Source organism: Klebsiella terrigena, from assembly GCF_006539725.1.
Lineage (GTDB): Bacteria > Pseudomonadota > Gammaproteobacteria > Enterobacterales > Enterobacteriaceae > Klebsiella > Klebsiella terrigena.
In genome coordinates, this window is sequence record NZ_BJNO01000012.1 from 14,285 (window position 1) to 37,870 (window position 23,586).

At 58.8% G+C, this 23,586-nt stretch carries 20 protein-coding genes and 1 pseudogene; 7 read left to right on the forward strand and 14 right to left on the reverse strand.

Translation table 11 applies throughout. The features are described from left to right. Positions 1–30: 30 nt before the first annotated feature. The 8 genes from cysA to RTE01_RS14355 all read right to left on the reverse strand — a co-directional run bounded on the left by cysA (position 31) and on the right by RTE01_RS14355 (position 6,541). Entirely contained in the window at positions 31–1,125 is a 1,095-nt protein-coding gene (cysA, locus tag RTE01_RS14320; RefSeq protein ID WP_076947705.1) for a sulfate/thiosulfate ABC transporter ATP-binding protein CysA, read from the reverse strand. Continuing rightward, positions 1,115–1,990, reverse strand: a complete 876-nt coding sequence (gene cysW, locus RTE01_RS14325; protein WP_041146656.1) for a sulfate/thiosulfate ABC transporter permease CysW — start codon at positions 1,988–1,990, stop codon at positions 1,115–1,117. The genes cysA and cysW overlap by 11 nt, the downstream gene beginning before the upstream one ends. Further along, positions 1,990–2,823 carry a sulfate/thiosulfate ABC transporter permease CysT gene (cysT, locus tag RTE01_RS14330; protein ID WP_041146657.1) on the reverse strand — a complete coding sequence of 278 codons (834 nt, stop codon included), beginning with the start codon at positions 2,821–2,823 and terminating at the stop codon, positions 1,990–1,992. The genes cysW and cysT overlap by 1 nt, the downstream gene beginning before the upstream one ends. Next, positions 2,823–3,839: a sulfate ABC transporter substrate-binding protein gene (locus RTE01_RS14335; protein ID WP_134527226.1), complete on the reverse strand. Its 1,017-nt coding sequence runs from the start codon at positions 3,837–3,839 to the stop codon at positions 2,823–2,825. The genes cysT and RTE01_RS14335 overlap by 1 nt, the downstream gene beginning before the upstream one ends. 209 nt (positions 3,840–4,048) lie before the next feature. Further along, on the reverse strand, positions 4,049–4,948 hold the full coding sequence (locus RTE01_RS14340; protein ID WP_041146659.1) for a Dyp-type peroxidase: 900 nt from the start codon (positions 4,946–4,948) through the stop codon (positions 4,049–4,051). Positions 4,949–5,042: 94 nt separating this feature from the next. Next, positions 5,043–5,618: an RpoE-regulated lipoprotein gene (locus RTE01_RS14345; protein ID WP_134527229.1), complete on the reverse strand. Its 576-nt coding sequence runs from the start codon at positions 5,616–5,618 to the stop codon at positions 5,043–5,045. 61 nt (positions 5,619–5,679) lie between these two features. After that, a complete protein-coding gene (locus RTE01_RS14350) occupies positions 5,680–6,129 on the reverse strand; it encodes a DUF2919 domain-containing protein (protein ID WP_134527232.1) in 450 nt (149 codons plus the stop codon). Beyond that, positions 6,116–6,541 carry a GNAT family acetyltransferase gene (locus tag RTE01_RS14355; protein WP_041146662.1) on the reverse strand — a complete coding sequence of 142 codons (426 nt, stop codon included), beginning with the start codon at positions 6,539–6,541 and terminating at the stop codon, positions 6,116–6,118. Before RTE01_RS14355 ends, RTE01_RS14350 begins: the two co-directional genes overlap by 14 nt. Positions 6,542–6,752: 211 nt before the next feature. On the opposite strand from RTE01_RS14355, the gene amiA reads away from it, so the two are divergent. Further along, entirely contained in the window at positions 6,753–7,628 is an 876-nt protein-coding gene (gene amiA / locus RTE01_RS14360; protein WP_041146663.1) for an N-acetylmuramoyl-L-alanine amidase AmiA, read from the forward strand. Further along, on the forward strand, positions 7,625–8,524 hold the full coding sequence (hemF, locus tag RTE01_RS14365) for an oxygen-dependent coproporphyrinogen oxidase (RefSeq protein ID WP_134527235.1): 900 nt from the start codon (positions 7,625–7,627) through the stop codon (positions 8,522–8,524). Before amiA ends, hemF begins: the two co-directional genes overlap by 4 nt. Positions 8,525–8,555: 31 nt before the next feature. Here hemF and maeB read toward each other — a convergent pair whose 3' ends face one another. Further along, positions 8,556–10,835, reverse strand: coding sequence for an NADP-dependent oxaloacetate-decarboxylating malate dehydrogenase (gene maeB, locus RTE01_RS14370; RefSeq protein WP_041146665.1), 2,280 nt, complete (start codon positions 10,833–10,835; stop codon positions 8,556–8,558). A 288-nt stretch (positions 10,836–11,123) separates the two neighbouring features. On the opposite strand from maeB, the gene tkt reads away from it, so the two are divergent. Continuing rightward, a complete protein-coding gene (gene tkt, locus RTE01_RS14375; RefSeq protein WP_115192139.1) occupies positions 11,124–13,118 on the forward strand; it encodes a transketolase in 1,995 nt (664 codons plus the stop codon). Here the strand turns inward: tkt and RTE01_RS14380 are convergent. From RTE01_RS14380 to aegA, 3 genes and pseudogenes are all read right to left on the reverse strand, one after another. Then, positions 13,108–14,154 carry a DUF1176 domain-containing protein gene (locus tag RTE01_RS14380; protein ID WP_134527238.1) on the reverse strand — a complete coding sequence of 349 codons (1,047 nt, stop codon included), beginning with the start codon at positions 14,152–14,154 and terminating at the stop codon, positions 13,108–13,110. The genes tkt and RTE01_RS14380 overlap by 11 nt on opposite strands. Positions 14,155–14,220: 66 nt before the next feature. Continuing rightward, positions 14,221–14,818: pseudogene (gene nudK, locus RTE01_RS14385) on the reverse strand (GDP-mannose pyrophosphatase NudK). 57 nt (positions 14,819–14,875) lie between these two features. Continuing rightward, a complete protein-coding gene (gene aegA / locus RTE01_RS14390; protein ID WP_134527244.1) occupies positions 14,876–16,858 on the reverse strand; it encodes a formate-dependent uric acid utilization protein AegA in 1,983 nt (660 codons plus the stop codon). A 411-nt stretch (positions 16,859–17,269) separates the two neighbouring features. Between aegA and acrD the strand changes: the two genes are divergently transcribed. Then, on the forward strand, positions 17,270–20,383 hold the full coding sequence (gene acrD / locus RTE01_RS14395; RefSeq protein WP_041146670.1) for a multidrug efflux RND transporter permease AcrD: 3,114 nt from the start codon (positions 17,270–17,272) through the stop codon (positions 20,381–20,383). A gap of 134 nt (positions 20,384–20,517) precedes the next feature. Here acrD and ypfM read toward each other — a convergent pair whose 3' ends face one another. Continuing rightward, positions 20,518–20,577 carry a protein YpfM gene (ypfM, locus tag RTE01_RS14400; protein WP_115193902.1) on the reverse strand — a complete coding sequence of 20 codons (60 nt, stop codon included), beginning with the start codon at positions 20,575–20,577 and terminating at the stop codon, positions 20,518–20,520. 474 nt (positions 20,578–21,051) lie between these two features. On the opposite strand from ypfM, the gene RTE01_RS14405 reads away from it, so the two are divergent. Genes RTE01_RS14405 through RTE01_RS14415 form a run of 3 tightly spaced genes read left to right on the forward strand, consistent with a single transcriptional unit; the run spans position 21,052 to position 22,790 of the window. Continuing rightward, on the forward strand, positions 21,052–21,408 hold the full coding sequence (locus RTE01_RS14405; RefSeq protein WP_041146671.1) for an ArsC family reductase: 357 nt from the start codon (positions 21,052–21,054) through the stop codon (positions 21,406–21,408). 3 nt (positions 21,409–21,411) lie between these two features. Beyond that, on the forward strand, positions 21,412–22,539 hold the full coding sequence (gene dapE, locus RTE01_RS14410; protein WP_041146672.1) for a succinyl-diaminopimelate desuccinylase: 1,128 nt from the start codon (positions 21,412–21,414) through the stop codon (positions 22,537–22,539). Between the two features lie 50 nt (positions 22,540–22,589). Further along, positions 22,590–22,790 carry a YpfN family protein gene (locus RTE01_RS14415; protein WP_041146673.1) on the forward strand — a complete coding sequence of 67 codons (201 nt, stop codon included), beginning with the start codon at positions 22,590–22,592 and terminating at the stop codon, positions 22,788–22,790. Positions 22,791–22,884: 94 nt separating this feature from the next. Here RTE01_RS14415 and ypfH read toward each other — a convergent pair whose 3' ends face one another. Further along, entirely contained in the window at positions 22,885–23,583 is a 699-nt protein-coding gene (gene ypfH, locus RTE01_RS14420) for an esterase (protein ID WP_134527247.1), read from the reverse strand. Positions 23,584–23,586 lie beyond the last annotated feature (3 nt).

Below are 23,586 nucleotides of genomic sequence, written 5' to 3' on the forward strand. Positions count from 1 at the left end.
CTGAACGACGATAAACTGAGGGTTAAGCTATCAGGCAGATTCTGCCAGAGCAAGCTCCTCGCGCGGCTCGATGCGCTCTTTGCCGTTATACAGGCGCGCGTTTTGCAAGCCGACAAACAGGCGTTCGCCGCGATACGGCGCGTCGTTGCCGGGCAGGACCACGGTCAGCGGCTCGTCATACCACCCGAGCGGCTGCACGACTAATTGGGTGTAGTGGCCTTTCGGGCTGGCTTCCAGCACCTGTACCGGCAGCGGTGAATCAAGGCTGGTACGGCGGCTGATATCGACCTCCCACGGACGCAGGAACAGATCGACCGGCCCCTGATACGCCGGGGTATAGCCCAACGGCCAGCGGTGTGCGCCAACGTGGAACTGGCCGCCGCGGATGGTCCCCTTCAGGCGGTTAACTTCGCCCATAAACTCCAGCACGAAGCGGGTAGAAGGCTCGCGCCAGACCCGTTCCGGGGCGTCGGCCTGCTCGATGCTGCCCTGGCTCATGACCACCACGCGATCGGCGACTTCCATCGCCTCTTCCTGATCGTGGGTCACAAACACGCTGGTAAACTTGAGCTCCTCATGCAGCTGACGCAGCCAGCGGCGGAGCTCTTTACGCACCTGGGCATCCAGCGCGCCGAAGGGCTCATCAAGCAGCAGAATCTGTGGTTCAACGGCCAGCGCGCGCGCAAGGGCCACGCGCTGTTTCTGACCGCCGGAGAGCTGCGCCGGATAGCGATCGGCAAGATGCGCCAGCTGCACCATTTCCAGCAGCTTCGTCACCTTGGCCTTGATCCCGGCGGCGTTCGGCCGTTCGCGGCGCGGCAGCACCGTCAGGCCAAAGGCGATATTGTCGAATACCGTCATATGGCGGAACAGCGCGTAGTGCTGGAACACAAAGCCCACTTTACGATCGCGGGCGTGCACGCGGCTCACGTCGGTGCCGTGAAAGCGAATATGGCCGCTGGACTGATTCTCCAGGCCGGCAATAATGCGCAGCAGCGTCGTTTTCCCGGAGCCTGAAGGCCCCAGCAGCGCCACCATCTGTCCGGAAGGGATATCCAGCGAGATATCATTCAGCACCTGGGTGCGACCAAAAGATTTCTTAATATTGGCAATCTCAATGCTCATGATTTCCCTCCAGCTGCGCGCGTTTTTCCTGATTGGCCAAACGCCATTGCACAAAACTTTTCAAAAACAGGGTCAAAATAGCCATTAACGTCAGCAGGGCTGCGGCGGTAAATGAACCCACGGAATTGTAATCCTGCTCCAGCAGCTCAATTTGCAGCGGCAGCGATAACGTCTCGCCGCGAATTGACCCGGAGACCACCGACACCGCGCCGAACTCGCCGATGGCGCGCGCGTTGGTCAGCACCACGCCGTACAGCAGCGCCCAGCGAATATTGGGCAGCGTGACCCGACGGAACATCTGCCAGCCCGATGCGCCGAGCAGAATCGCCGCCTCATCTTCGTTGCTGCCCTGGCTCATCATCACCGGCACCAGCTCGCGCACCACAAACGGACAGGTCACGAAGATCGTTGCCAGCACCATGCCCGGCCAGGCAAACATAATCTGCAGGTTATGCTCATCCAGCCAGCCGCCAAGCGGGCCGTTAGAGCCGTAAAACAGCAGATAGACCAGCCCCGCCACTACCGGCGAAACGGCAAAAGGGATATCCAGCAGCGTCAGCAGAAGCTGGCGGCCGGGGAAGGTAAAGCGCGTCACCAGCCAGGCCAGCAGCGTACCGAATACCAGGTTCACCGGTACCGTAATCAGCGCAATCATCACCGTCAGCCAGATCGCGTGCAGCATATCCGGGTCGGCGAGGTTTTGCAGGACCGGCATCAGGCCTTTACTAAAGGCCTGAACGAAGATGTAAACCATCGGCACGATAAGAATGAAGGCGGAAACCAGCATCCCGGTACCAATCAGAAACCATTTCCCCCAGTTGATGCGGGGCGTGTCGTAACGCTTCAATTGAGTAACTTCCGCCATTAGTGACCTACCACACGTCGACCAAAGCGACTTTGCAGGGTGTTGATGGAATACAGCAGCAGCAGCGAGGCGGCCAGGATCACCGAGGCGATTGCGCTCGCCGCCGGGTAGTCAAACTCCTGCAGACGCACAAAAATCATCAGCGAGGTGACTTCCGTCTTCCACGCGATATTTCCGGCGATAAAGATAACCGCCCCGAACTCACCCAGGCTGCGGGTAAATGACAGGGCAACGCCGGCCAGCAGCGCCGGAGAGAGCTCCGGAAGCACGACTTTACGGAAGCTCTGCAGACGCGTGGCGCCCAGCGTTTCCGCGGCCTCTTCGTATTCAGGGCCCAGCTCTTCCAGCACCGGCTGAACGGTACGCACCACGAACGGGATGCTGGTAAAAGCCATCGCCACCGCAATACCCAGCCAGGTATAGGTGACCTTGATATCAAACTTCGCCAGCCACTCGCCGTAAAAGCCGTTGACCGAAAACAGCGACGCCAGGGTCAGGCCCGCTACCGCCGTCGGCAGCGCAAAGGGCAGATCGATCAGCGCATCGAGCAGCGTGCGGCCAGGAAAACGATAGCGCGTCAGAATCCACGCCATCAGCAGGCCAAACACGCCGTTAAAAATAGAGGCCACAAAGGCCGACAGCAGCGTCACCTTATACGCGGCAACCACCTGCGGGTTGGTAACAACATCCCAGTACTGTCCCCAGCTCATCTGCGCCAGCTGCATCACCAGCGCGCTCAGAGGAAGCAGCAGAATTAAACAGACAAACAGCAGGCTGGTGCCGAGGCTCAGGGTAAAGCCCGGCAGCACGCGCTTAGAGGCAACAGCAAACATTACTTACGCCCCGCCGCCAACAGTTTGTCCAGCTCACCGCCGCTGGCAAAATGCGTTTTCATGGCCTGCGGCCAGGAGCCAAACTTGTCCTCAACGCGGAACAGTTCGGTCTGCGGGAATTTATCCTTCAGCGTTTCCATCACCTGCGGGTTATTCACGCGGTAGTAGTAGTCGGTGATGATCGTCTGCGCCTGCGGGCTGTAGAGCCAGTTCAGGTAGGCTTTTGCCGCCTTCTCCGTACCGTTGGCCTTGACGTTTTTATCCACCCACGCCACCGGGAATTCGGCAAGAACGTTGGTTTTCGGTACCACCACCTCAAACCCTTGCGCTTCATACTGTTTGCGGATGTTGTTCACTTCCGATTCGAAGCTAATCAGCACATCGCCCAGTCCGCGCTCCGCGAAGGTGGTGGTCGCGCCGCGGCCGCCGGTATCAAACACTTCGACATTTTTCAGGAACTGGGTCATGAACTGCTCGGTTTTGGCTTTATCGCCGCCGTCGGCTTTATCCGCTGCGCCCCATGCGGCTAAATAGGTGTAGCGCGCGTTGCCCGACGTTTTCGGGTTCGGGAAGATAAGCTTCACGTCGGAACGGACGAGATCGTTCCAGTCATGGATATTTTTCGGGTTCCCTTTGCGCACCAGGAAGCCCATCGTGGAGTAGAACGGCGAGCTGTTGTTCGGCAGGCGGCTCTGCCAGTCGGCCGGGATCAGGTTGCCTTTGTCATGCAGGACCTGCACGTCGGTCACCTGGTTATAGGTCACCACGTCGGCTTTTAAGCCCTGCAGGATCGCCAGCGCCTGCTTTGACGAGCCGGCGTGGGACTGCTTAATCGTCAGCTTATCGCCGGCGTTATCTTTCGCCCACTGCTGTTCAAACGGCGGGTTAAGGGCGGCAAACAGCTCGCGCGAAACATCGTAGGAACTGTTCAGCAATTCAGTCGCCTGAGCCTGCGCAACCAGCAGCACAGAAGCAGCCAGCGCCAGGTATCCTTTGTTCAGTGATTTAACGGCCATTGCGCACCCTTATAAGATTGATGACTTTCATATGGTCATAATATTTATAACGAGTACCAAAGGAGTAACGGTTTTATATACCGTTTGGCGATTTGGAAGTAGAAAAGAGAATAAGGGGTTTGAAAACCGCGGCCGGCGGCAGAGTTAGAGAGGGGCGAGTGCGGATAGCAGCCCTCCCCGCCGGGGAGAGGGCGATGGCGCAGGAAGACCTACAGCGCCAGAATACGATCTACAGACGGCGCGAAGTAATAGCCGCCGGTTACCGGTTTGGTAAAGCGCAGCATGGCGTCGCGCTTGCCGTCGGTATCACCAAACATGCTCAGCAGCTGCTGTTCAATGTTGTAGATACGGGCGCAGTAGGCGCAGAAATAGAGGCCGTGCGTGCCGCTGGCGGTACCGTACGGCAGGCTCTGGCGCACAATCTTCAGCCCTTTGCCGTCCTCTTTCAGGTCAACGCGGCTGAGATGCGAGGTCTCCGGGCGATCGTCGCCGTCAATCTCTTCATTGGCCTCTTTGGTCCGGCCAATCATCATCTCCTGATCCGGAACGCTCATGCGGTTTAGCTGCTTGAGGTTGTGCTCCCAGCGCTGAACAAAGACGTAGCTCCCGCCCGCATCGACGCCATCTTTGATAATGGCGACATCACGACGCGTCTCTTCGCCGGCCGGGTTTTCGGTACCGTCGACAAAGCCGCTGAGATCACGCTCTTCGATCCAGCGGAAGCCGTGGACTTCCTCTTTGACCTCAACGATGCCGCCAAACGCTGCCATCGCCGCCTGGGCGACGGAGAAGTTCACTTCATGACGAGCGGACAGGATATGAATCAGCAGATCGTACTGAGTCGATGGCGCCAGGCCTTTTCCGTAAACGGGAAACTCTTTTAGCTCTTCGGCACCCACGCCGCCGCTCAGCTCGCGCCAGACGTTATTGCCAAAGGCAATGGCCGCCCCCAGCTGCGCGTCCGGGTATTTAGCCTGAAAGGTGGCTAACTTATCGATAAAGTTTTTGCTGGCTTCACGCAGGGCGTTAACGTCCCCTTTTACATTGGCTTCAATCCAAATCGCCGCACGGCAATGTTCCGGCAAAATGCCGCTCTGAACCTGAGACATCGCTCCTCCTGAAATGAGACAACCACAACGCTGTGGCGCTTAAACGCGTCTATTGTACGCGTTTTTTGCCGCCGTCGTGTCTCTCCAGATCAAATTAGCGGTGCCAGGTGATTTTACCGATTTTCCAGTTTTTCAGCGTATCGTCTGAAGGCATCAGCTCTTCCGGGCCGCTCCAGTGGCCGGTGAAGGCGTAGCTGATATGCTGGCTGCCCTGCGCCTGACACTCGACCACCGCGCCGTTGTCGCTGCTGGCCTTCTGACAGTTGCCGAACGCTTTGCTGTACAGCTCGCTGAACGGAGTCCCTACCTGCACGCCGCTCTCGGTTTTGATTTCGCTGTCGCGCACGTCGATGCGGCTGATGGTGCCGTTCTCGCCGTTAATCGTCATCACCACCTTGTCATCCTTCAGCGCCTCAAAGTAGCGCACGATATTGCCGTTGGCGGTTTTCATGCCGCTGCGCAGGCGGTAGCCGCCGCCGAGCGCGTCGCTGATGGCCTGTTCATTTAGCGGCGTGGCGGCCGTCAGATTACCCACCCCCTGCTCGGTGACCTCCATGGAGGAACCAAACCAGTTCCACGGCAGCGCCCCGGACCAGTTGACCGCGCTCATCGTCGAGCAGCCGGTTAACGCCAGCGGGAGCGCGCAAAGAAGTAAACGTAGCGATTTCATGAGATCGTCCTTTCCTGTTAATTTGACGCCTGTTGGAGTGCGAGATCGGCAAAAAGTGCCGTTAAACCTGCTCTTCCTGGAAACAGGCTCTCAGCCGACGGCTGCGCAGCAGCCACCACAGCGCATAAATATCCGCCACCAGCAGGCCGATGGTCAGAGCCGAAGGCGACTCGCCGCCCAGCCATAGCAGCGGCTGCCAGATAAGCAGCAGCGTCTGAGAGAGCACCAGCAGCCAGCGTATCAGCGGCCAGAAGCGGGGAAAGCGCTGCCGCTGGCCGCTGACGATAAACGCCAGCACCGCCGGTATTCCGGGCAGCAGCCCAAGCCAGAAGTTGTCATGATCGGGGTAGAACAGATTCAGCAGAACATCGCCCTGCTGCCGCGACGCCCCGGCCATAATAAACAGCACCCAGGTTCGCGCCTGCAGCAGCAGGACGCACCAGAAGAGGAACGGCAGCCTTAGCCGGCCGTGCGCATCAAAATCGGCGGGGATGAACTCAGTATTCTTCATCTTCAATCAAACGCTTACCCAGGCTGAGCACGTCCGCATATTCGTAGCCAAGCCGTTCATACATGCCCTGCACGACCTCGTTGTCTTCGCGGATCATGATATTAATTTTTGGGCAGCCGCGGGCGGTGAGCTTTTTTTCCAGCCGGTTAAGCAGCGCGTTGGCGATTCCGCGTCCGCGATACTCCGGATGAACGCCGAGATAGTAGGCCGAACCGCGATGACCGTCGTAGCCGCCCATCACCGTGCCAACGACCTCACCGTTAACCTCGGCAACCAGAAACAGGCTGACATCGTGATTAACCTTACGCTCGATATCCATTTCCGGGTCATTCCACGGGCGCAGAAGCTCGCAGCGCTCCCAGAGAGTTATCACCTCTTCAAAATCCTGCTGGCGAAAAACGCGTATCTCCATGGTATTCCCCATCTTTTAGGCATAAAAAAAGTGATTATGGCGTGATTATGCCCGATAGCCAATATCAGGCGAAATTAACCTCAAAAAATGACATAATATGACCTTGTCACGTATTGAAATGAAAAGTAAAACAATTCTTATTACGAAAGGTCGTAACGGAAAACACGATACGATATAACATTGGGTACCACTTGTTTGTAATTCAGGCCGAATGAGCACTTTTAAACCATTAAAAATACTTGCTTCGCGCCGCCAGGTGCTGAAAGCCGGGCTGGCTGCCGTAACCCTTAGCGGGATTGCCTCGCAGGCCAGCGCAAAAGAACAGCCGTTGACGACTTCCAATGGGCACAGTAAGCCGGCCGCCAAAAAAGCGGGCGCGAAGCGCGTCGTGATGCTCGACCCGGGACACGGCGGTATTGATACCGGCGCTATCGGCCATAACGGCTCCAAAGAGAAACATGTCGTGCTGGCGATTGCCAAAACCGTGCGCAGCATTCTGCGCAGTAACGGCATCGACGCGCGCCTGACGCGCACCGGCGATACCTTTATTCCGCTGTACGACCGCGTGGAAATTGCCCATCAGCACGGTGCGGATCTGTTTATGTCTATTCACGCCGACGGCTTTACTAACCCCAGCGCCGCCGGGGCGTCCGTGTTTGCCCTCTCCAACCGCGGCGCCAGTAGCGCGATGGCGAAATACCTCTCCGATCGCGAAAACCGCGCCGATGAGGTGGCGGGCAAAAAGACCACCGCGAAAGACCATCTGTTACAGCAGGTGCTTTTCGATCTGGTCCAGACGGATACCATCAAAAACAGCCTGACGCTGGGCTCGCATATTCTGAAAAATATTAAGCCGGTGCATAAGCTTCACAGCCGCAACACCGAACAGGCGGCCTTCGTCGTGCTGAAGTCGCCGTCGATTCCATCGGTGCTGGTTGAAACCTCATTTATTACCAATCCGGGCGAGGAAAAGCTGTTAGGTACCACCGCGTTTCGGCAGAAAATCGCCAGCGCCATTGCCTCCGGCATCATCAGCTACTTCCACTGGTTCGATAATCAAAAAGCCCACTCAAAGAGACGTAAATGAAGCCCGACGTGCAACAGGTTAAACGCTACCTCCTCCAGCTGCAGGACGCTATCTGCCAGCAGCTAAGCGCCCTCGACGGTCAGCCGTTTATCGAAGATAGCTGGCAGCGCGAAGGCGGAGGCGGCGGGCGAAGCCGGGTGCTGCGTGAAGGCGCTATCTTTGAGCAGGCCGGGGTCAACTTTTCTCACGTTCACGGCGACGCCATGCCGGCTTCGGCCACGGCTCATCGCCCGGAGCTGGCCGGCCGTAGCTTTGAAGCGCTGGGCGTTTCGCTGGTGGTTCACCCGCGCAGTCCCTACGTGCCGACCAGCCACGCCAACGTGCGCTTTTTCATCGCCGAAAAGCCCGGCGCGGACCCGGTGTGGTGGTTTGGCGGCGGTTTCGATCTAACCCCCTACTACGGTTTTGAAGAGGACGCTCGCCACTGGCACCGCACCGCGCACGACCTGTGCCAGCCGTTTGGCGAAGTGGTCTATCCGCGCTACAAAAAGTGGTGCGATGACTACTTCTTCCTCAGACACCGCAACGAGCAGCGCGGCATTGGCGGCCTGTTCTTTGACGATTTAAATACCCCGGACTTTGACCACTGCTTCAGCTTTATGCAGGCGGTGGGCAACGGCTACACCGATGCCTATCTGCCGATCGTTGAGCGGCGCAAAGCGATGCCGTACGGCGAGCGGGAGCGTCAGTTTCAGCTTTACCGCCGCGGGCGCTACGTTGAGTTCAACCTGGTATGGGATCGCGGGACGCTATTTGGCCTGCAGACCGGCGGACGCACGGAGTCGATTCTGATGTCGATGCCGCCGCTGGTGCGTTGGGAGTATGACTACCAGCCGCAGGAAGGCAGCCCTGAGGCTGCCCTGAGCGACTTTATCAAAGTCAAAGAGTGGATTTAAACCCAGCCCCGGTCATCCGGGGCTGCGTTCATTACAGCGGCTGAGTTTGCGCTTCCACTACCGCCAGCGCCACCATATTGACAATGCGGCGAACGGAGGCAATCGGCGTCAGAATATGCACCGGTTTTGCCACCCCCATTAGCACCGGCCCAACGGTCACCCCTTCCGAGCTCGAGACCCGCAGCAGGTTGTAGCTAATGCGCGCGGCTTCCATATTCGGCATCACCAGAATGTTGGCCGCCCCTTTCAGCGGGCTGTCCGGCATCCGATCGTGACGAATACTTTCGACCAGCGCGGCGTCGCCGTGCATTTCGCCGTCGATCATCAGATCCGGCGCGCTCGCCTTCACCAGCTCCAGGGTCTTGCGCATTTTGCTCGCTGACGGGCAGTTGGCGGAGCCGAAGTTAGAGTGCGACAGCAGCGCAACGCGCGGCTCGATACCGAAGCGGCGCACGCTCTCCGCCGCCATCAGGGCGATTTCGGCCAGCTGCTCCGGCGTCGGGTCATGGTTGACGTAGGTATCGGCAATGAAGGTGTTACCGCTCGGCAGCAGCAGCGCGTTCATCGCCCCCGCCGTGCTCACGCCGTCACGATAGCCAAACAGCGGCTGAACCACGGCGTAGTGCTCATGGTAATCACCGATGGTGCCGCAGATCATCGCATCCGCCTCGCCGCGATGAACCATGATCGCGCCAATCACCGTGGTATTGCTGATAACCGCGCGCTGCGCCTGCTCCTGGGTAATGCCGCTGCGTTTCATCAGCTGGTAGTATTCGCTCCAGTACTCTTTGAAGCGCGGATCGGATTCATTGTTGACGATCTCAAAATCAACCCCGGCTTTAATCTGCAGGCCCAGCTTCTGAATGCGCATTTCGATAACGCTCGGGCGCCCCACCAGAATCGGCTTCGCCAGCCCCAGAGAGACCAGCTCCTGAGTCGCGTGCAGGACCCGCGTCTCCTCCCCTTCTGCCAGCACCACGCGCTTCGGCTCTTTGCGCGCCTGGGAGAAAATCGGCTTCATAAACAGGTTGGTTTTGTAAACGAACTCGCTGAGTTTCTCGATGTAGGCATCAAAGTCTTCAATCGGGCGCGTCGCCACGCCGGAGTCCATCGCCGCCTTCGCCACCGCCGGCGCGATCTTCACGATCAGCCGCGGATCGAACGGTTTCGGAATAATGTATTCCGGCCCGAAGCTCAGATCCTGATCGCCGTACGCGGAGGCCACCACTTCGCTCTGCTCGGCGTGCGCCAGTTCAGCAATCGCGTGCACTGCCGCCAGCTTCATCTCTTCGTTAATCGCCGTGGCGCCAACGTCCAGCGCCCCGCGGAAGATGAACGGGAAGCACAGCACGTTGTTAACCTGGTTCGGATAGTCAGAGCGGCCGGTACAGATAATCGCATCTTCGCGGACCTGCTTCGCCAGCGGCGGCAGGATTTCCGGTTCCGGGTTAGCCAGCGCGAGGATCAGCGGCGCGCGGGCCATTTTTTTCACCATCTCCGGCGTCAGCACTTTCGGGCCGGAGCAGCCGAGGAAAATATCCGCCCCGTCGATCACGTCGTCGAGGGTGCGTTTGCCGTCGTCGTCCACCGCGTAGGCCGCTTTGGTCTCCGCCATGTTTGGCTCACGCTCTTTATAAATCACGCCCTTGGAGTCGCAGACCACAATGTTGTGTTTCTGCATGCCCAGCACCACCAGCAGGTTCATACAGGCGATAGCCGCGGCGCCCGCTCCGGAAACCACCATCCGCACGTCGGAGAGGTTTTTCTCAACCACCCGCAGGCCGTTAAGAATGGCGGCGGTGCTGATAATGGCCGTGCCGTGCTGATCGTCATGGAATACCGGGATATTCATGCGCTCGCGCAGCTTCTGCTCGATGTAGAAACACTCGGGCGCCTTGATATCTTCCAGGTTGATGCCGCCAAAGGTTGGCTCCAGCGCGGCCACCACGTTGATAAACTTATCCGGGTCCAGCTCGTCAACTTCAATATCAAACACGTCAATGCCGGCGAACTTCTTAAATAAAACGCCCTTACCTTCCATCACCGGCTTACCGGCGAGCGCGCCGATATTGCCAAGACCGAGCACCGCGGTACCGTTGGAGACGACCGCAACCAGGTTGCCGCGCGCGGTGTATTTATAGGCGGCCAGCGGGTCTTTTTCGATCTCCAGGCAAGGCGCTGCTACGCCCGGCGAGTAGGCCAGCGCGAGGTCGCGCTGTGTCGCGAGGGGTTTGGTCGGCACGACCTGAATTTTTCCAGGGACTGGAAATTCATGGAAGTCGAGGGCGCTTTGTTTCAACTGCTCATCCATTTTATTGTTCCTTTCACGTATCGATCGTAGGGGGTGACGGGCAATGTCTATCCTGATGTCCACCCAAGGTGGGGCATAGTATCTCGCCTGACGGCTTTCCAAACTTTGAACACCGCCAAACTCTCGCCATCACAAAGGTATATTTGTTATCGATTTATAACATTTTTGTAACCTAGTTTCGCAGGCAATGATAGCCCTGTCTGCTATGCTTTTTAGTTATTCACCCTAAAACTTCCGCTACCATTCATCACAAAAAACTCATGCAACATATTGTTTCAGGAGTACATTATGTCCCGAAGAGAACTTGCCAACGCGATTCGCGCCCTTAGCATGGACGCAGTTCAGAAAGCCAATTCCGGCCATCCCGGCGCCCCGATGGGCATGGCGGATATCGCCGAAGTCCTGTGGAATGATTTCCTCCAGCACAACCCGGAGAACCCGCACTGGTACGATCGCGACCGCTTTGTGCTGTCCAACGGCCACGCCTCGATGCTGCTCTACAGCCTGCTGCATCTGACCGGCTACGACCTGCCGATGGAAGAGCTCAAAAACTTCCGCCAGCTGCACTCTAAAACCCCCGGCCACCCGGAGCACGGCTACACCCCAGGCGTAGAGACCACCACCGGCCCGCTCGGTCAGGGGCTGGCGAACGCGGTCGGGATGGCGATTGCGGAACGGACGCTGGCGGCGCAGTTCAACCGCCCGGGACATGAGATAGTCGATCACCACACCTGGGTTTTCATGGGCGACGGCTGCCTGATGGAGGGGGTTTCGCACGAGGCCAGCTCGCTGGCGGGCACCCTGGGGCTGGGTAAGCTTATCGGCTTCTATGACCATAACGGCATCTCTATCGACGGTCACGTTGAGGGCTGGTTCACCGACGATACCGCCGAACGCTTCAGGGCCTATCGCTGGCACGTGATCGGCGATATCGACGGCCACGACCCGCAGGCGATTGAGCAGGCAATTCGCGAGGCGCAAAGCGTCAAAGATAAGCCGTCGCTGATTATCTGCCGCACCGTCATCGGCTTCGGCTCCCCCAATAAAGCCGGCTCCGAAGAGGCGCATGGCGCGGCGCTCGGGGAAAAAGAGGTCGCCTTAGCCCGCGAGAAGCTGGGCTGGAAATATCCGCCGTTCGAGATCCCAAAAGAGATTTATCAAAAGTGGGATGCCCGGCCGCGCGGTGAAAAAGCCGAACACGCGTGGAACGAGCAATTCGCCGCCTATCGTCAGGCATACCCTGAGCTGGCGGACGAACTTACGCGGCGGATGAACGGCGATCTCCCTGAAAACTGGAGCGAGATCGTCCGCGGCTATATCGCGAAGCTGCAGGCCAGCCCGGAAAAAATTGCCAGCCGCAAAGCTTCGCAGAATGCGCTTAACGCCTACGGGCCCGCGCTGCCGGAGCTGCTCGGCGGCTCGGCGGATCTGGCGCCCAGCAACCTGACCATCTGGTCGGGCTCGACCTCTATTAAGGACGATCCTGCCGGCAACTATATCCACTACGGCGTCCGCGAGTTTGGCATGACCGCCATCGCCAACGGCATTGCCCTGCACGGCGGATTCATTCCCTACACCTCAACCTTCCTGATGTTCGTGGAGTACGCCCGCAACGCCGCGCGTATGGCCGCGCTGATGAAGGCCAGGCAGATCATGGTTTACACCCATGACTCCATTGGTCTGGGGGAAGATGGCCCCACCCACCAGGCGGTTGAGCAGCTGGCCAGCCTGCGGCTGACGCCCAACTTCAGCACCTGGCGCCCCTGCGATCAGGTAGAAACCGCGGTCGCCTGGCGGGCGGCCATCGAACGGCAGACCGGCCCGACCGCGCTGATCCTGTCGCGCCAGAACCTGGCGCAGATGGCGCGCACGCCGCAGCAGGTGGACGATATTGCGCGCGGCGGCTACGTGCTGAAAGATGCCGGAGGCAAGCCGGATCTGATCCTGATAGCCACCGGCTCGGAGGTAGAGATCACCGCCCTGGCGGCGGAGAAGCTGCTGGCGAAAGGGGTCAATGTGCGGGTGGTGTCGCTGCCGTCAACCGACGTGTTTGATGCCCAGGATGAGGCATACCGGGAATCCGTGCTGCCGTCTGACGTCAGCGCCCGCATTGCCGTTGAGGCCGGGATTGCCGACTACTGGTATAAATACGTCGGCCTGAAGGGGGCCATTGTCGGCATGAGAAGCTACGGCGAATCGGCGCCGGCGGAAAAGCTGTTCCCGTTCTTTGGCTTTACCGTCGAAAATATTGTCAGCACCGCCGAAGGGCTGCTTAACGGGTGATCCACAGCGTAGGCCAGGCATCTGGCCTCTGCCAGTTATCGCACTGCGGCTGCTGAGCAAAGCGCACCAGGCTAAACCGCTGGCCGTCATACCGCCAGCGGGTCTGGGTGCCGCAATCCCCCGGGGCGCGCCCCTTCTCAAGGGTGACCAGCTCGTGGCGCTGCTCGTCGATGCTGGCATTCATCAGCTCAATTTCACGTCCTGCGCCGCCGGGCGGCTGGAAAGGCAGAGTCAGGCGCAGCGGATGCGCGACGTACGGCTGCTGGCGCGAAACCAGCCACGCCAGCCATACGGTGTTGTAGGCCCCCGCTTCGCAGCTGAACATCAGCAATACCTTCTCATCGGTCAGCGCGGTAATCCGCACTTCCCGCAGGGAGGGATCCAGCGAGCAGGCGCTGTTGCTCATGCGCTCGTTGCCATAGTCCATCAGGTCATTCAGCTCATCGCGGCTCAGCGGCGATTGCGATACGTCGACTTTCGCCACCGTGCGCAGCGCCGGCGCCGGCGGGACGCTGAGCGGCGGCTCTTCGCCTTTGCCAATCCACGCCGTTTCGCTGCCGACCCGCTTCTGGCGGCTGTCGATAAACAGCAGCGCCGCCTTCAGGCCCTGCAGCGAAATGGTCTGCAGGCCATCCACCAGGCTTATCGCCTGCCCTTCCTGCACCTGCTGGAGAAAAGCGTCGATGGTGGCGCTATCGCCGGTTTTGAGCAGCTTATCGGCAACCTGCCAGCGCTTATCCACCAGCGCCAGAGGTTTACCGTCCAGCAGCAGACGAGGACCGATCGGCGCCAGCGCCGCGACCGGGTTGCCGACCCCGCCCAGCTCAATGCGCAGGCTGGCATCGGTTGCCGCGCCGGCGCTGCGGCTGAGGGTCATCACCAGACCATAGTGCAGCCCGACGTTGCGGGTTACGCAAAAGTTTTGATTATTACAGGTCACCAGCCAGTCGCTGAACGTCTGCTGCACCGGCGCCGCCCACGCCAGCGAGGCGGGGAACAGACCGAAAAGCAGAACCAAGATAAGCCGATAAAACATGCGTGGTACAACCCCGGAAGCTAGCGCGAAAAACAGCCGCTATCTTCGCCAGCACCGGGGGTTTACTCAATCGGATTTATCAGATATCCCCGGCCATCAACCCCGAAGCGTGGAGATACTGCAGGAGGATAACCGCTTTCCCGTCGCGGATCTCGCCACCGGCCACCATCGCAAGCGCCTGGCAGAATGGCAGCTCCAGGACCTCAATCTCCTCATCATCCACCCCGCCGCCGCCGTTTTTGCGCTGGGCATCGCTGTATTCGGCGATAAAGAAGTGGATAAGCTCGGTGACGCCGCCGGGAGACATATACAGTTCGAACAGCTTGCGCACCTCGCCCACCTCGTAGCCGGTCTCCTCGATCGCCTCTTTGCGAATGCAGGCTTCCGGCTCGTCATTGTCCAGCAGCCCGGCGCAGGTCTCAATGAGCATGCCGTCTTCGTTACCGTTCACCCAGGTGGCGACGCGGAACTGGCGCACCAGCACCACGCTCTGCTTACGCCGGTTGTAGAGCAGAACCGTTGCGCCGTTGCCGCGATCGTAAACCTCGCGCTTGTGGCGCACCACGCTGCCGTCGCCGCGCGTCAGCTCGTAGGTCATGTTGCGCAAAACGAACCAGTTTTCAGAGAGGATTTTATCTTTAATGACGTTGATATTGAGTGGCATACGGCCCCGCAGCAGAGAATGACGCAGTCATACTACGCCGCGGAGCGCGCTTTGTCGTTAGCAGGGCGGAATCGATTTTAGGCCGAGGAAATCGACGATCCCCCGCGCGGCATGGCGGCCTTCAGCCATCGCCGTCACCACCAGGTCGGCTCCGCGAACCGCATCCCCGCCGGCGAAAATCTGCGGATGGCTGGTCTGATAGCGGTAGCGGCTTTCAACGTGCGCGCGGATCCGCCCGCGGCCGTCCAGCTGCACGCCGACGGACTCCAGCCACGGCATGCGGTGCGGGTGAAAGCCAAAGGCCATAATCACCGCATCCGCCGGCATCACGAATTCGCTGCCCGCAATCGGCGAGGGTGCGCGGCGCCCCTGGGCGTCCGGTTCGCCGAGCCGGGTTCGCAGGAAGCGCACCCCGTTGACCCGGCCGTTAGCATCCAGCTCCAGGGTCACCGGCTGAACGTTGAATTCAAATATCGCCCCCTCTTCGCGGGCATTTTTGACCTCTTTTTTCGACCCCGGCATATTGGCCTCGTCCCGACGATAGGCGCAGGTGACCCGCTTCGCACCGTGACGCAGCGCGGTGCGCACGCAGTCCATCGCCGTATCGCCGCCGCCCAGCACCACCACCTCCAGCCCGTGGGTATCGATATAGGGCTCCGACGCCAGCTCGCTCAGCCCCATCACCTGCTTAGTGTTGGCAATCAGAAACGGCAGCGCGTCGTACACCCCGGGAGCCTCCTCATTCGGCAAATCCGCCTTCATCGAGCGATAGGTCCCGGCGCCGATAAACACCGCGTCGTAGTCGTCCAGCAGCGCGTTGAGGGGAATATCTTTGCCCACCTCGCAGTTCAGCTCAAAGCGCACGCCCATTGCGCTAAAGATCTCCCGCCGCCGGGAGAGCAGCGATTTATCCAGCTTAAAGGCGGGAATACCGAAGGTGAGCAGGCCGCCGATTTCCGGGTGACGGTCAAACACTACCGGCTGCACGCCGTTGCGTACCAGCAGGTCTGCGCAGGCGAGTCCGGCCGGGCCGGCGCCGACAATCGCCACCTTTTTGCCGCTGGCAACCACCTGCGACAGATCCGGCCGCCAGCCGCCCGCCAGCGCCTGGTCCGAAATATAGCGTTCAATATTGCCGATGGTGACCGCGCCATTTTCATCATGCAGCGTGCAGGCCCCCTCGCACAGGCGATCCTGCGGACAAACGCGGCCGGTGATCTCCGGCAGGCAGTTGGTCTGGTGAGAAAGCTCAACGGCAGCGGCGATATCCCCGGCCTTCACCTTTTCAATCCACTGCGGGATGTGGTTGTGCAGCGGGCAGGTCCATTCGCAGATGCTGTGCTCGCCGCACTTCATGCAGCGCTGAGCCTCCTGCTGCGCGTGGGCCGCGGAAAGCGGCAGGTAGATTTCAGAAAAATGCGTTTTACGCAGCGCCGGTGCGAGCCTCTCGGCCTCCGCGCGCGGCGGCGTTGCCGCCATCTGCTCAACCTTATCGTTACGCTCTGTTGGCATGAGGTCTGCAGGATAGCTATGCCACGGCTGCGCCTCCATGCGGGCCGCCCGCAGGCGTCGTCGTTTCGCCAGGCCGAGCAGCGTCTCTTCGTCGGCCAGCTGCAGCGCCTGCGCCGGACAGTTTTGCACGCAGGCCGGACCCGCTTCGCGCTCGCGACACAGATCGCACTTGTGCGCGGTGGCCATTACTTTTCCCGCCGCCAGCGGCGTAAGCACGATTTGCATTACCCCAAACGGGCAGGCCACCATGCAGGATTTACAGCCGATACACTTTTCCTGGCGCACCTGTACGCTGCCGTCAACCTGGCTTATCGCGCCGTTCGGACAGCTGCGGGCGCAGGGCGCGCCTTCACAATGGTGACACGTTATGGGGTTACATTTTTGCTCGCCTTTGATGAGCACAATCCGCGGCAAAAAACGCCGTTCGGTCAGGACGTGCTGCTCATCGTTATGCGCCATGACGCAGGCCACTTCGCAGGCCCGGCATCCGATACATTTGTGACTATCGCTCAAAATAAAGTGGTTCATGGCATCCTTCCGTCTTCCCGGTAAATAACCATGCGGTTAGCATAGCTATTAATTACCCGACAAGATGGGGCGGAAACAATGTTCATTTGCCCAGGATAGCGCTTATCTGGCGATAATCCGTTTTGGATCAAATTTTTTGACTTAAATGAAATGATGTTTTACTTATTAAGTCGATAATCAGGCCCGGCATAAAAGCGATAAAACGTGTTTACTTCCGGCAGCAATTGCGAAAGGGTAACGCAATGAAGCGACCTTCGGTAAAGGGGCAGGACACTTCTTTACCGTGCCGTAAAAGGCACACGATAAATTACACTATCTCCTTAATTTCTCCACGATTGCCTGCGGGCTTACCGCTAGAGTGTCACAGGCTGTGCAATAACAAAAAATGTACAAAATGAGGTCCTAATTCTGATGGCGAATTTCTTTATCGATCGCCCCATTTTTGCGTGGGTACTGGCTATTCTTTTATGCCTGACCGGAACGCTCGCGATTTTATCGCTTCCCGTTGAGCAATATCCCGAGCTGGCGCCGCCGAACGTGAGGATCACCGCCAACTACCCCGGCGCCTCCGCGCAAACGCTGGAGAATACCGTCACCCAGGTTATTGAGCAGAATATGACCGGCCTCGATAACCTGATGTACATGTCATCGCAGAGCAGCGCCACCGGCCAGGCAACTGTCACCCTGAGCTTTACCGCCGGAACCGACCCCGATGAAGCGGTGCAGCAGGTGCAAAACCAGCTGCAGTCGGCGATGCGTAAGCTGCCGCAGGCGGTGCAAAATCAGGGCGTCACGGTGCGTAAAACCGGTGATACCAATATTCTGACCCTCGCTTTTGTCTCCACCGACGGCAGCATGGACAAGCAGGATATTGCCGACTACGTTGCCAGTAACGTCCAGGATCCCTTAAGCCGGGTTAACGGCGTCGGTGATATCGATGCCTATGGCTCCCAGTACTCGATGCGTATCTGGCTCGATCCGACGAAGCTCAACAGCTACCAGATGACGGCGAAAGACGTGACCGACGCCATCGAATCGCAGAACGCCCAGATTGCCGTGGGCCAGCTGGGCGGCACGCCGTCGGTTGATAAGCAGGCGCTTAACGCCACCATCAACGCCCAGTCGCTGCTGCAGACGCCGGATCAGTTCCGCGATATTACGCTGCGCGTTAATCAGGATGGCTCGGAAGTGACGCTCGGCGACGTTGCCAGCGTTGAGATGGGAGCCGAAAAGTACGATTACCTCAGCCGCTATAACCGCCAGGCGGCATCAGGGCTGGGTATTAAGCTCGCCTCCGGCGCCAACGAAATGGCCACCGCTGAGCGGGTCATCACCCGCCTGAACGAGCTTTCGCAATATTTCCCCCACGGCCTGGAGTATAAAATCGCCTACGAGACCACCTCCTTCGTTAAGGCGTCGATTACCGACGTGGTGAAAACGCTGATTGAAGCGATCGCCCTGGTGTTCCTGGTGATGTACCTGTTCCTGCAAAACTTCCGCGCCACGCTGATCCCGACCATTGCCGTCCCGGTGGTCTTAATGGGCACCTTCGCGGTGCTCTATACCTGCGGCTACAGCATCAACACCCTGACGATGTTTGCCATGGTGCTGGCGATCGGCCTGCTGGTAGATGACGCCATCGTGGTGGTGGAGAACGTCGAACGCATCATGAGCGAGGAGGGACTTTCACCCCGGGAGGCGACCCGCAAATCGATGGGTCAAATCCAGGGCGCGCTGGTGGGTATCGCCATGGTGCTGTCGGCGGTGTTTATCCCGATGGCCTTCTTCGGAGGCACCACCGGCGCCATTTACCGCCAGTTCTCAATCACCATTGTGTCCGCGATGGTGCTGTCGGTGCTGGTGGCGATGATCCTCACTCCGGCGCTGTGCGCCACCCTGCTCAAACCGATTCACAAGGGCGAGCTGCACGGTCAGAAAGGCTTCTTTGGCTGGTTTAACCGCATGTTTGACCGTAACGCCAGCCGCTACGAATCTTCGGTTGGCAAAATTCTGCACCGTTCGCTGCGCTGGATAGCGATCTACGTCCTGCTGCTGGGCGGGATGGTGTTCCTGTTTATGCACCTGCCGACCTCGTTCCTGCCGCAGGAAGATCGCGGGATGTTCACCACCTCGGTGCAGCTGCCCGCCGGATCTACGCAGCAGCAGACGCTGAAGGTGGTGCAGGAGGCCGAAGACTACTTCCTTAAGAACGAGAAAACCAACGTCGAATCGGTGTTCGCCACCATCGGCTCCGGCCCGGGCGGCAACGGCCAGAACGTGGCGCGAATGTTCGTGCGCCTGAAGGACTGGGACCAGCGGGACCCCACCAGCGGCTCCGCCTTTGCCATTATCGAACGGGCGACCAAAGCCTTTAACAAGATTAAAGAGGCGCGCGTCTTCGCCAGCAGCCCGCCGGCCATCAGCGGGCTGGGCAGCTCCGCCGGCTTTGATATGGAGCTTGAGGACCACGCCGGCAACGGCCACGACGCGCTGATGGCCGCCCGTGACTCCCTGCTGGAGCTGGCCGCCAACAATCCTCAGCTGACCCGCGTGCGCCACAACGGCCTTGACGATAGCCCGCAGCTGCAGGTTGATATCGATCAGCGCAAGGCGCAGGCGCTGGGGATATCGATTGATGACATCAACGATACGCTGCAAACCGCCTGGGGCTCGAGCTACGTGAACGACTTTATGGATCGCGGTCGCGTGAAAAAAGTCTACGTCCAGGCGGCGGCAAAATACCGCATGCTGCCGGACGACATTAATCAGTGGTACGTGCGCAACAGCAGCGGCACGATGGTTCCCTTCTCGGCCTTTGCCAGCTCGCGCTGGGAAACCGGCTCGCCGCGCCTGGAACGCTATAACGGCTACTCGGCGGTCGAAATCGTCGGCGAAGCCGCGCCGGGCGTCAGTACCGGTACGGCGATGACGATTATGGAAGAGCTGGCGCAGCAGCTGCCGAACGGCTTCGGCCTCGAATGGACGGCGATGTCGTACCAGGAACGCTTATCCGGCGCCCAGGCCCCGGCGCTGTACGCGATCTCCCTGCTGGTGGTCTTCCTGTGCCTGGCGGCGCTGTATGAGAGCTGGTCGGTTCCGTTCTCCGTGATGCTGGTGGTGCCGCTGGGGGTCATCGGCGCCCTGCTGGCAACCTGGATGCGCGGTCTTGAGAACGATGTTTACTTCCAGGTCGGGCTGCTGACGGTTATCGGCCTGTCGGCGAAGAACGCCATCCTGATCGTCGAGTTTGCCAACGAGCTCAATGAAAAAGGCGAGGATTTACTGGTTGCGACGCTTTCGGCCTGCCGTCAGCGCCTGCGGCCAATTTTGATGACCTCGCTGGCCTTTATTTTCGGCGTGCTGCCGATGGCGACCAGCACCGGCGCGGGTTCGGGCAGCCAACACGCGGTCGGCACCGGGGTGATGGGCGGCATGATCTCCGCCACCGTGCTGGCCATCTTCTTCGTGCCGCTGTTCTTTGTGCTGGTACGCCGCCGCTTCCCGCTGAAAGAGCGGCCGCAATAAACCGCGGCCAGCGCGAAGGGTTATCGTCGCGCGGGAATAACAAAAAGGCGACCACAAGGGTCGCCTTTTTTATGTGTTCAGATCCACTGCATCGTTATTTTCGCAGTTAGATTACCCTGCTCACATTGCGGAATTTATTTACGAAGCATGCCTTCGATAAAATCTTTCCAGTTCCCTAGTTCATGATCAATCATAATAGCCTCTCTTATTATTATGGGTGATTTTATGTAAATTCATCGGTGATGGGAAGTTGCCTGCCCCTATTGTTTTGATAACCTGATGGCCACTGTCAGGATAGCTATCGCTGATTTACCGCTACTATGGCCCTGCCACCGTCAATTTAATGTGATAGACAGCAACATTTTGCAACATTAGGGTCGTTCTTATGGGTTGACCGTCTACGGCAGAAAGGACCAGGATTTCAGCACGCGAGCGCCGTCACAATCCTGTGGCGAGAGATGAATATTTAACCAACATATAAGCATGGTTATATATTCCCGGCAAAAAATTACATTTATTAAACCGATTAACGTATTATTCCCTATCGGCTTATATATCCCCGAAATAACTCAAGTTTCAGGATGCTCACGGACAGGCCGCCGGGCGCGTCGCGAGTATATTCGGAAAAATCTGCGTTCCGCGCTTAATTCAATGAAAAAGGTTTCATTATGCTGACCATGTACGGGATAAAAAACTGCGACACCGTTAAAAAGGCCCGCCGCTGGCTGGAAGCTAACCAGATTGAATACCGCTTCCATGATTATCGCGTCGATGGGCTGGAGCGTGAATTATTAGATACGTTTATTGCTGAGCTGGGCTGGGAAGCCCTGCTCAACACCCGCGGCACCACCTGGCGTAAGCTGGATGAAGCGGTCCGCGCCCGCATCGATAACGCCGATGCCGCCGCCGGGCTGATGCTCGAAATGCCGGCAATCATCAAACGCCCATTGCTCTGCGCGCCCGGTCAGCCTATGCTGCTGGGCTTCAGTGAACTCACTTATAAGAAGCTTGTTAACGAGGTATAGTCTATGTCTTGCCCGGTCATTGAGCTGGCTCAGCAGCTTATTCGCCGCCCTTCCCTCAGCCCCGATGATGCGGGATGTCAGGCGTTAATGATTGAACGTCTGCGGGCGATTGGTTTTACCGTTGAACCGATGGATTTCGGCGATACCCAAAATTTCTGGGCCTGGCGCGGACGCGGTGAAACCCTGGCCTTCGCCGGTCATACCGACGTTGTCCCGGCGGGCGACGCGGACCGGTGGATTAACCCACCGTTTGAACCCACTATTCGCGACGGCATGCTGTTTGGCCGCGGCGCGGCAGACATGAAAGGCTCGCTGGCGGCGATGGTAGTGGCCGCCGAACGCTTCGTCGCCCAGTATCCGAACCATAAAGGTCGCCTGGCCTTTTTGATCACCTCCGATGAAGAAGCCAGCGCCCACAACGGCACGGTGAAAGTCGTCGAAGCCCTGATGGCCCGCAAGGAGCGTCTCGACTACTGCCTGGTGGGCGAGCCCTCCAGCACCGAAGTTGTCGGGGACGTGGTGAAGAACGGCCGCCGCGGCTCGTTAACCTGCAATTTAACCATCCACGGCGTGCAGGGCCACGTCGCCTACCCTCATCTGGCGGATAACCCGGTGCACCGCGCCGCGCCGATGCTCACCGAACTGGTGGGAATCGAATGGGACAAAGGCAACGAATTCTTCCCACCGACCAGCATGCAGATTGCCAACGTCAAGGCAGGCACCGGCAGCAATAACGTCATTCCGGGCGACATGTTCGTGCAGTTCAACTTCCGCTTCAGCACCGAGCTGACCGACGAGATGATCAAAGCCCGGGTTGTCGCGCTGCTGGAGAAATATCAGCTGCGCTACTCCCTTGACTGGTGGCTCTCCGGCCAGCCGTTCCTGACCGGCCGCGGCAAACTGGTTGAAGCGGTGGTGAATGCCATTGAGCACTATAATGAGATCAAACCGCAGCTGTTGACCAACGGCGGTACCTCCGACGGGCGGTTTATCGCTCGCATGGGAGCACAGGTGGTTGAGCTGGGACCGGTGAATGCCACGATCCACAAAATTAACGAGTGCGTGAACGCCGCCGACCTGCAGCTGCTGGCGCGGATGTATCAACGGATCATGGAACAACTGGTCGCCTGACAACATCGACAGATACCCTGAACGATGACGGGTATGAAAGAGGAAGCAGCATGGAATGGCTAAGTAAGTACTGGTGGATTCTGGTGTTAGTCTTTTTAGTGGGCGTCATGATTAACGTGATTAAGGACCTTAATCGCGTCGACCACAAAAAATTTCTCGCCAATAAGCCGGACCTTCCCCCTCATCGTGATTGCAACGATAAGTGGGATGATGAAGACGACTGGCCGAAGAACGACCAATCGAAGAAGTAGGATTTATGCCCCCTCTCCCCGGTGAACATCACGTCGCCGGGGGATCTCCCGGATAACGGCGCTATGCGCCTTATCCGGGCCAGATAGCGCCTGATTACAGCAGTTCGATAATATCGTCATCTTTTGGCGTGCTGCCGCTTAGCGCTTCGTCAAAATAGTGCTTCGGCACGGTATAGCGCAGGCGTTCGAGCGCAAAATGCATGCTGCGATCGTCAATCGCGTGCCCCAACCCCTCAACGATATCCAGCGTCACGTCGCCGCCGGCCTGCACCAGCGCCTCCTGTGCGGAGACGGCCCACGCCAGATCGATAACTCGATCGTCGCCGCCATGGATCAGGTGCACGGTGGTCGCCGTGGTCGCCGACTGCGGCAGCGTGGCGTATCGTCCGTTAAAGGCGATAACCCGCGAGGCCAGTCCCGGTTCGGCCTTGATGCTTTCCAGCGACATAATAGCCCCCTGCGAGAAGCCAATCAGTGCCGTTGCCAGTGCGGACACGCCGCTGTGCTTCTGCCAGTAGCGCACCGTCTCAATAAAAGTCGGCATAATGGCATCAATGCGCGCCTGCCGGTTCTCCTCGGTCACTCCCTGCACGGAGAACCACTGACGGCCAGGTGCCGGTCCGCACGGTTCGACGCCGCCGATGCTGACGATTAGCGCATCCGGAAACTGCGGCGCGAACAGGCTGCCGATTTGCCCCATTGAAACCGGATTATCACCGACGCCATGAAACAGCAACAGCAGCTGTTGGGCAGGTGTCACGGGGCTTTGAACAATAAAGTGATCGTGTTTCATGGC

Bases quoted from the DNA above. Each gene is read 5' to 3' on its own strand.
- RTE01_RS14405 (WP_041146671.1), top strand. From the start codon at position 21,052: ATGCTGACCATGTACGGGATAAAAAACTGCGACACCGTTAAAAAGGCC.
- acrD (WP_041146670.1), top strand. From the start codon at position 17,270: ATGGCGAATTTCTTTATCGATCGCCCCATTTTTGCGTGGGTACTGGCT.
- RTE01_RS14335 (WP_134527226.1), bottom strand. From the start codon at position 3,839: ATGGCCGTTAAATCACTGAACAAAGGATACCTGGCGCTGGCTGCTTCT.
- tkt (WP_115192139.1), top strand. From the start codon at position 11,124: ATGTCCCGAAGAGAACTTGCCAACGCGATTCGCGCCCTTAGCATGGAC.
- dapE (WP_041146672.1), top strand. From the start codon at position 21,412: ATGTCTTGCCCGGTCATTGAGCTGGCTCAGCAGCTTATTCGCCGCCCT.
- amiA (WP_041146663.1), top strand. From the start codon at position 6,753: ATGAGCACTTTTAAACCATTAAAAATACTTGCTTCGCGCCGCCAGGTG.
- ypfH (WP_134527247.1), bottom strand. From the start codon at position 23,583: ATGAAACACGATCACTTTATTGTTCAAAGCCCCGTGACACCTGCCCAA.
- RTE01_RS14380 (WP_134527238.1), bottom strand. From the start codon at position 14,154: ATGTTTTATCGGCTTATCTTGGTTCTGCTTTTCGGTCTGTTCCCCGCC.
- RTE01_RS14350 (WP_134527232.1), bottom strand. From the start codon at position 6,129: ATGAAGAATACTGAGTTCATCCCCGCCGATTTTGATGCGCACGGCCGG.
- RTE01_RS14415 (WP_041146673.1), top strand. From the start codon at position 22,590: ATGGAATGGCTAAGTAAGTACTGGTGGATTCTGGTGTTAGTCTTTTTA.
- RTE01_RS14355 (WP_041146662.1), bottom strand. From the start codon at position 6,541: ATGGAGATACGCGTTTTTCGCCAGCAGGATTTTGAAGAGGTGATAACT.
- RTE01_RS14340 (WP_041146659.1), bottom strand. From the start codon at position 4,948: ATGTCTCAGGTTCAGAGCGGCATTTTGCCGGAACATTGCCGTGCGGCG.
- maeB (WP_041146665.1), bottom strand. From the start codon at position 10,835: ATGGATGAGCAGTTGAAACAAAGCGCCCTCGACTTCCATGAATTTCCA.
- cysW (WP_041146656.1), bottom strand. From the start codon at position 1,990: ATGGCGGAAGTTACTCAATTGAAGCGTTACGACACGCCCCGCATCAAC.
- hemF (WP_134527235.1), top strand. From the start codon at position 7,625: ATGAAGCCCGACGTGCAACAGGTTAAACGCTACCTCCTCCAGCTGCAG.
- RTE01_RS14345 (WP_134527229.1), bottom strand. From the start codon at position 5,618: ATGAAATCGCTACGTTTACTTCTTTGCGCGCTCCCGCTGGCGTTAACC.
- cysT (WP_041146657.1), bottom strand. From the start codon at position 2,823: ATGTTTGCTGTTGCCTCTAAGCGCGTGCTGCCGGGCTTTACCCTGAGC.
- aegA (WP_134527244.1), bottom strand. From the start codon at position 16,858: ATGAACCACTTTATTTTGAGCGATAGTCACAAATGTATCGGATGCCGG.
- cysA (WP_076947705.1), bottom strand. From the start codon at position 1,125: ATGAGCATTGAGATTGCCAATATTAAGAAATCTTTTGGTCGCACCCAG.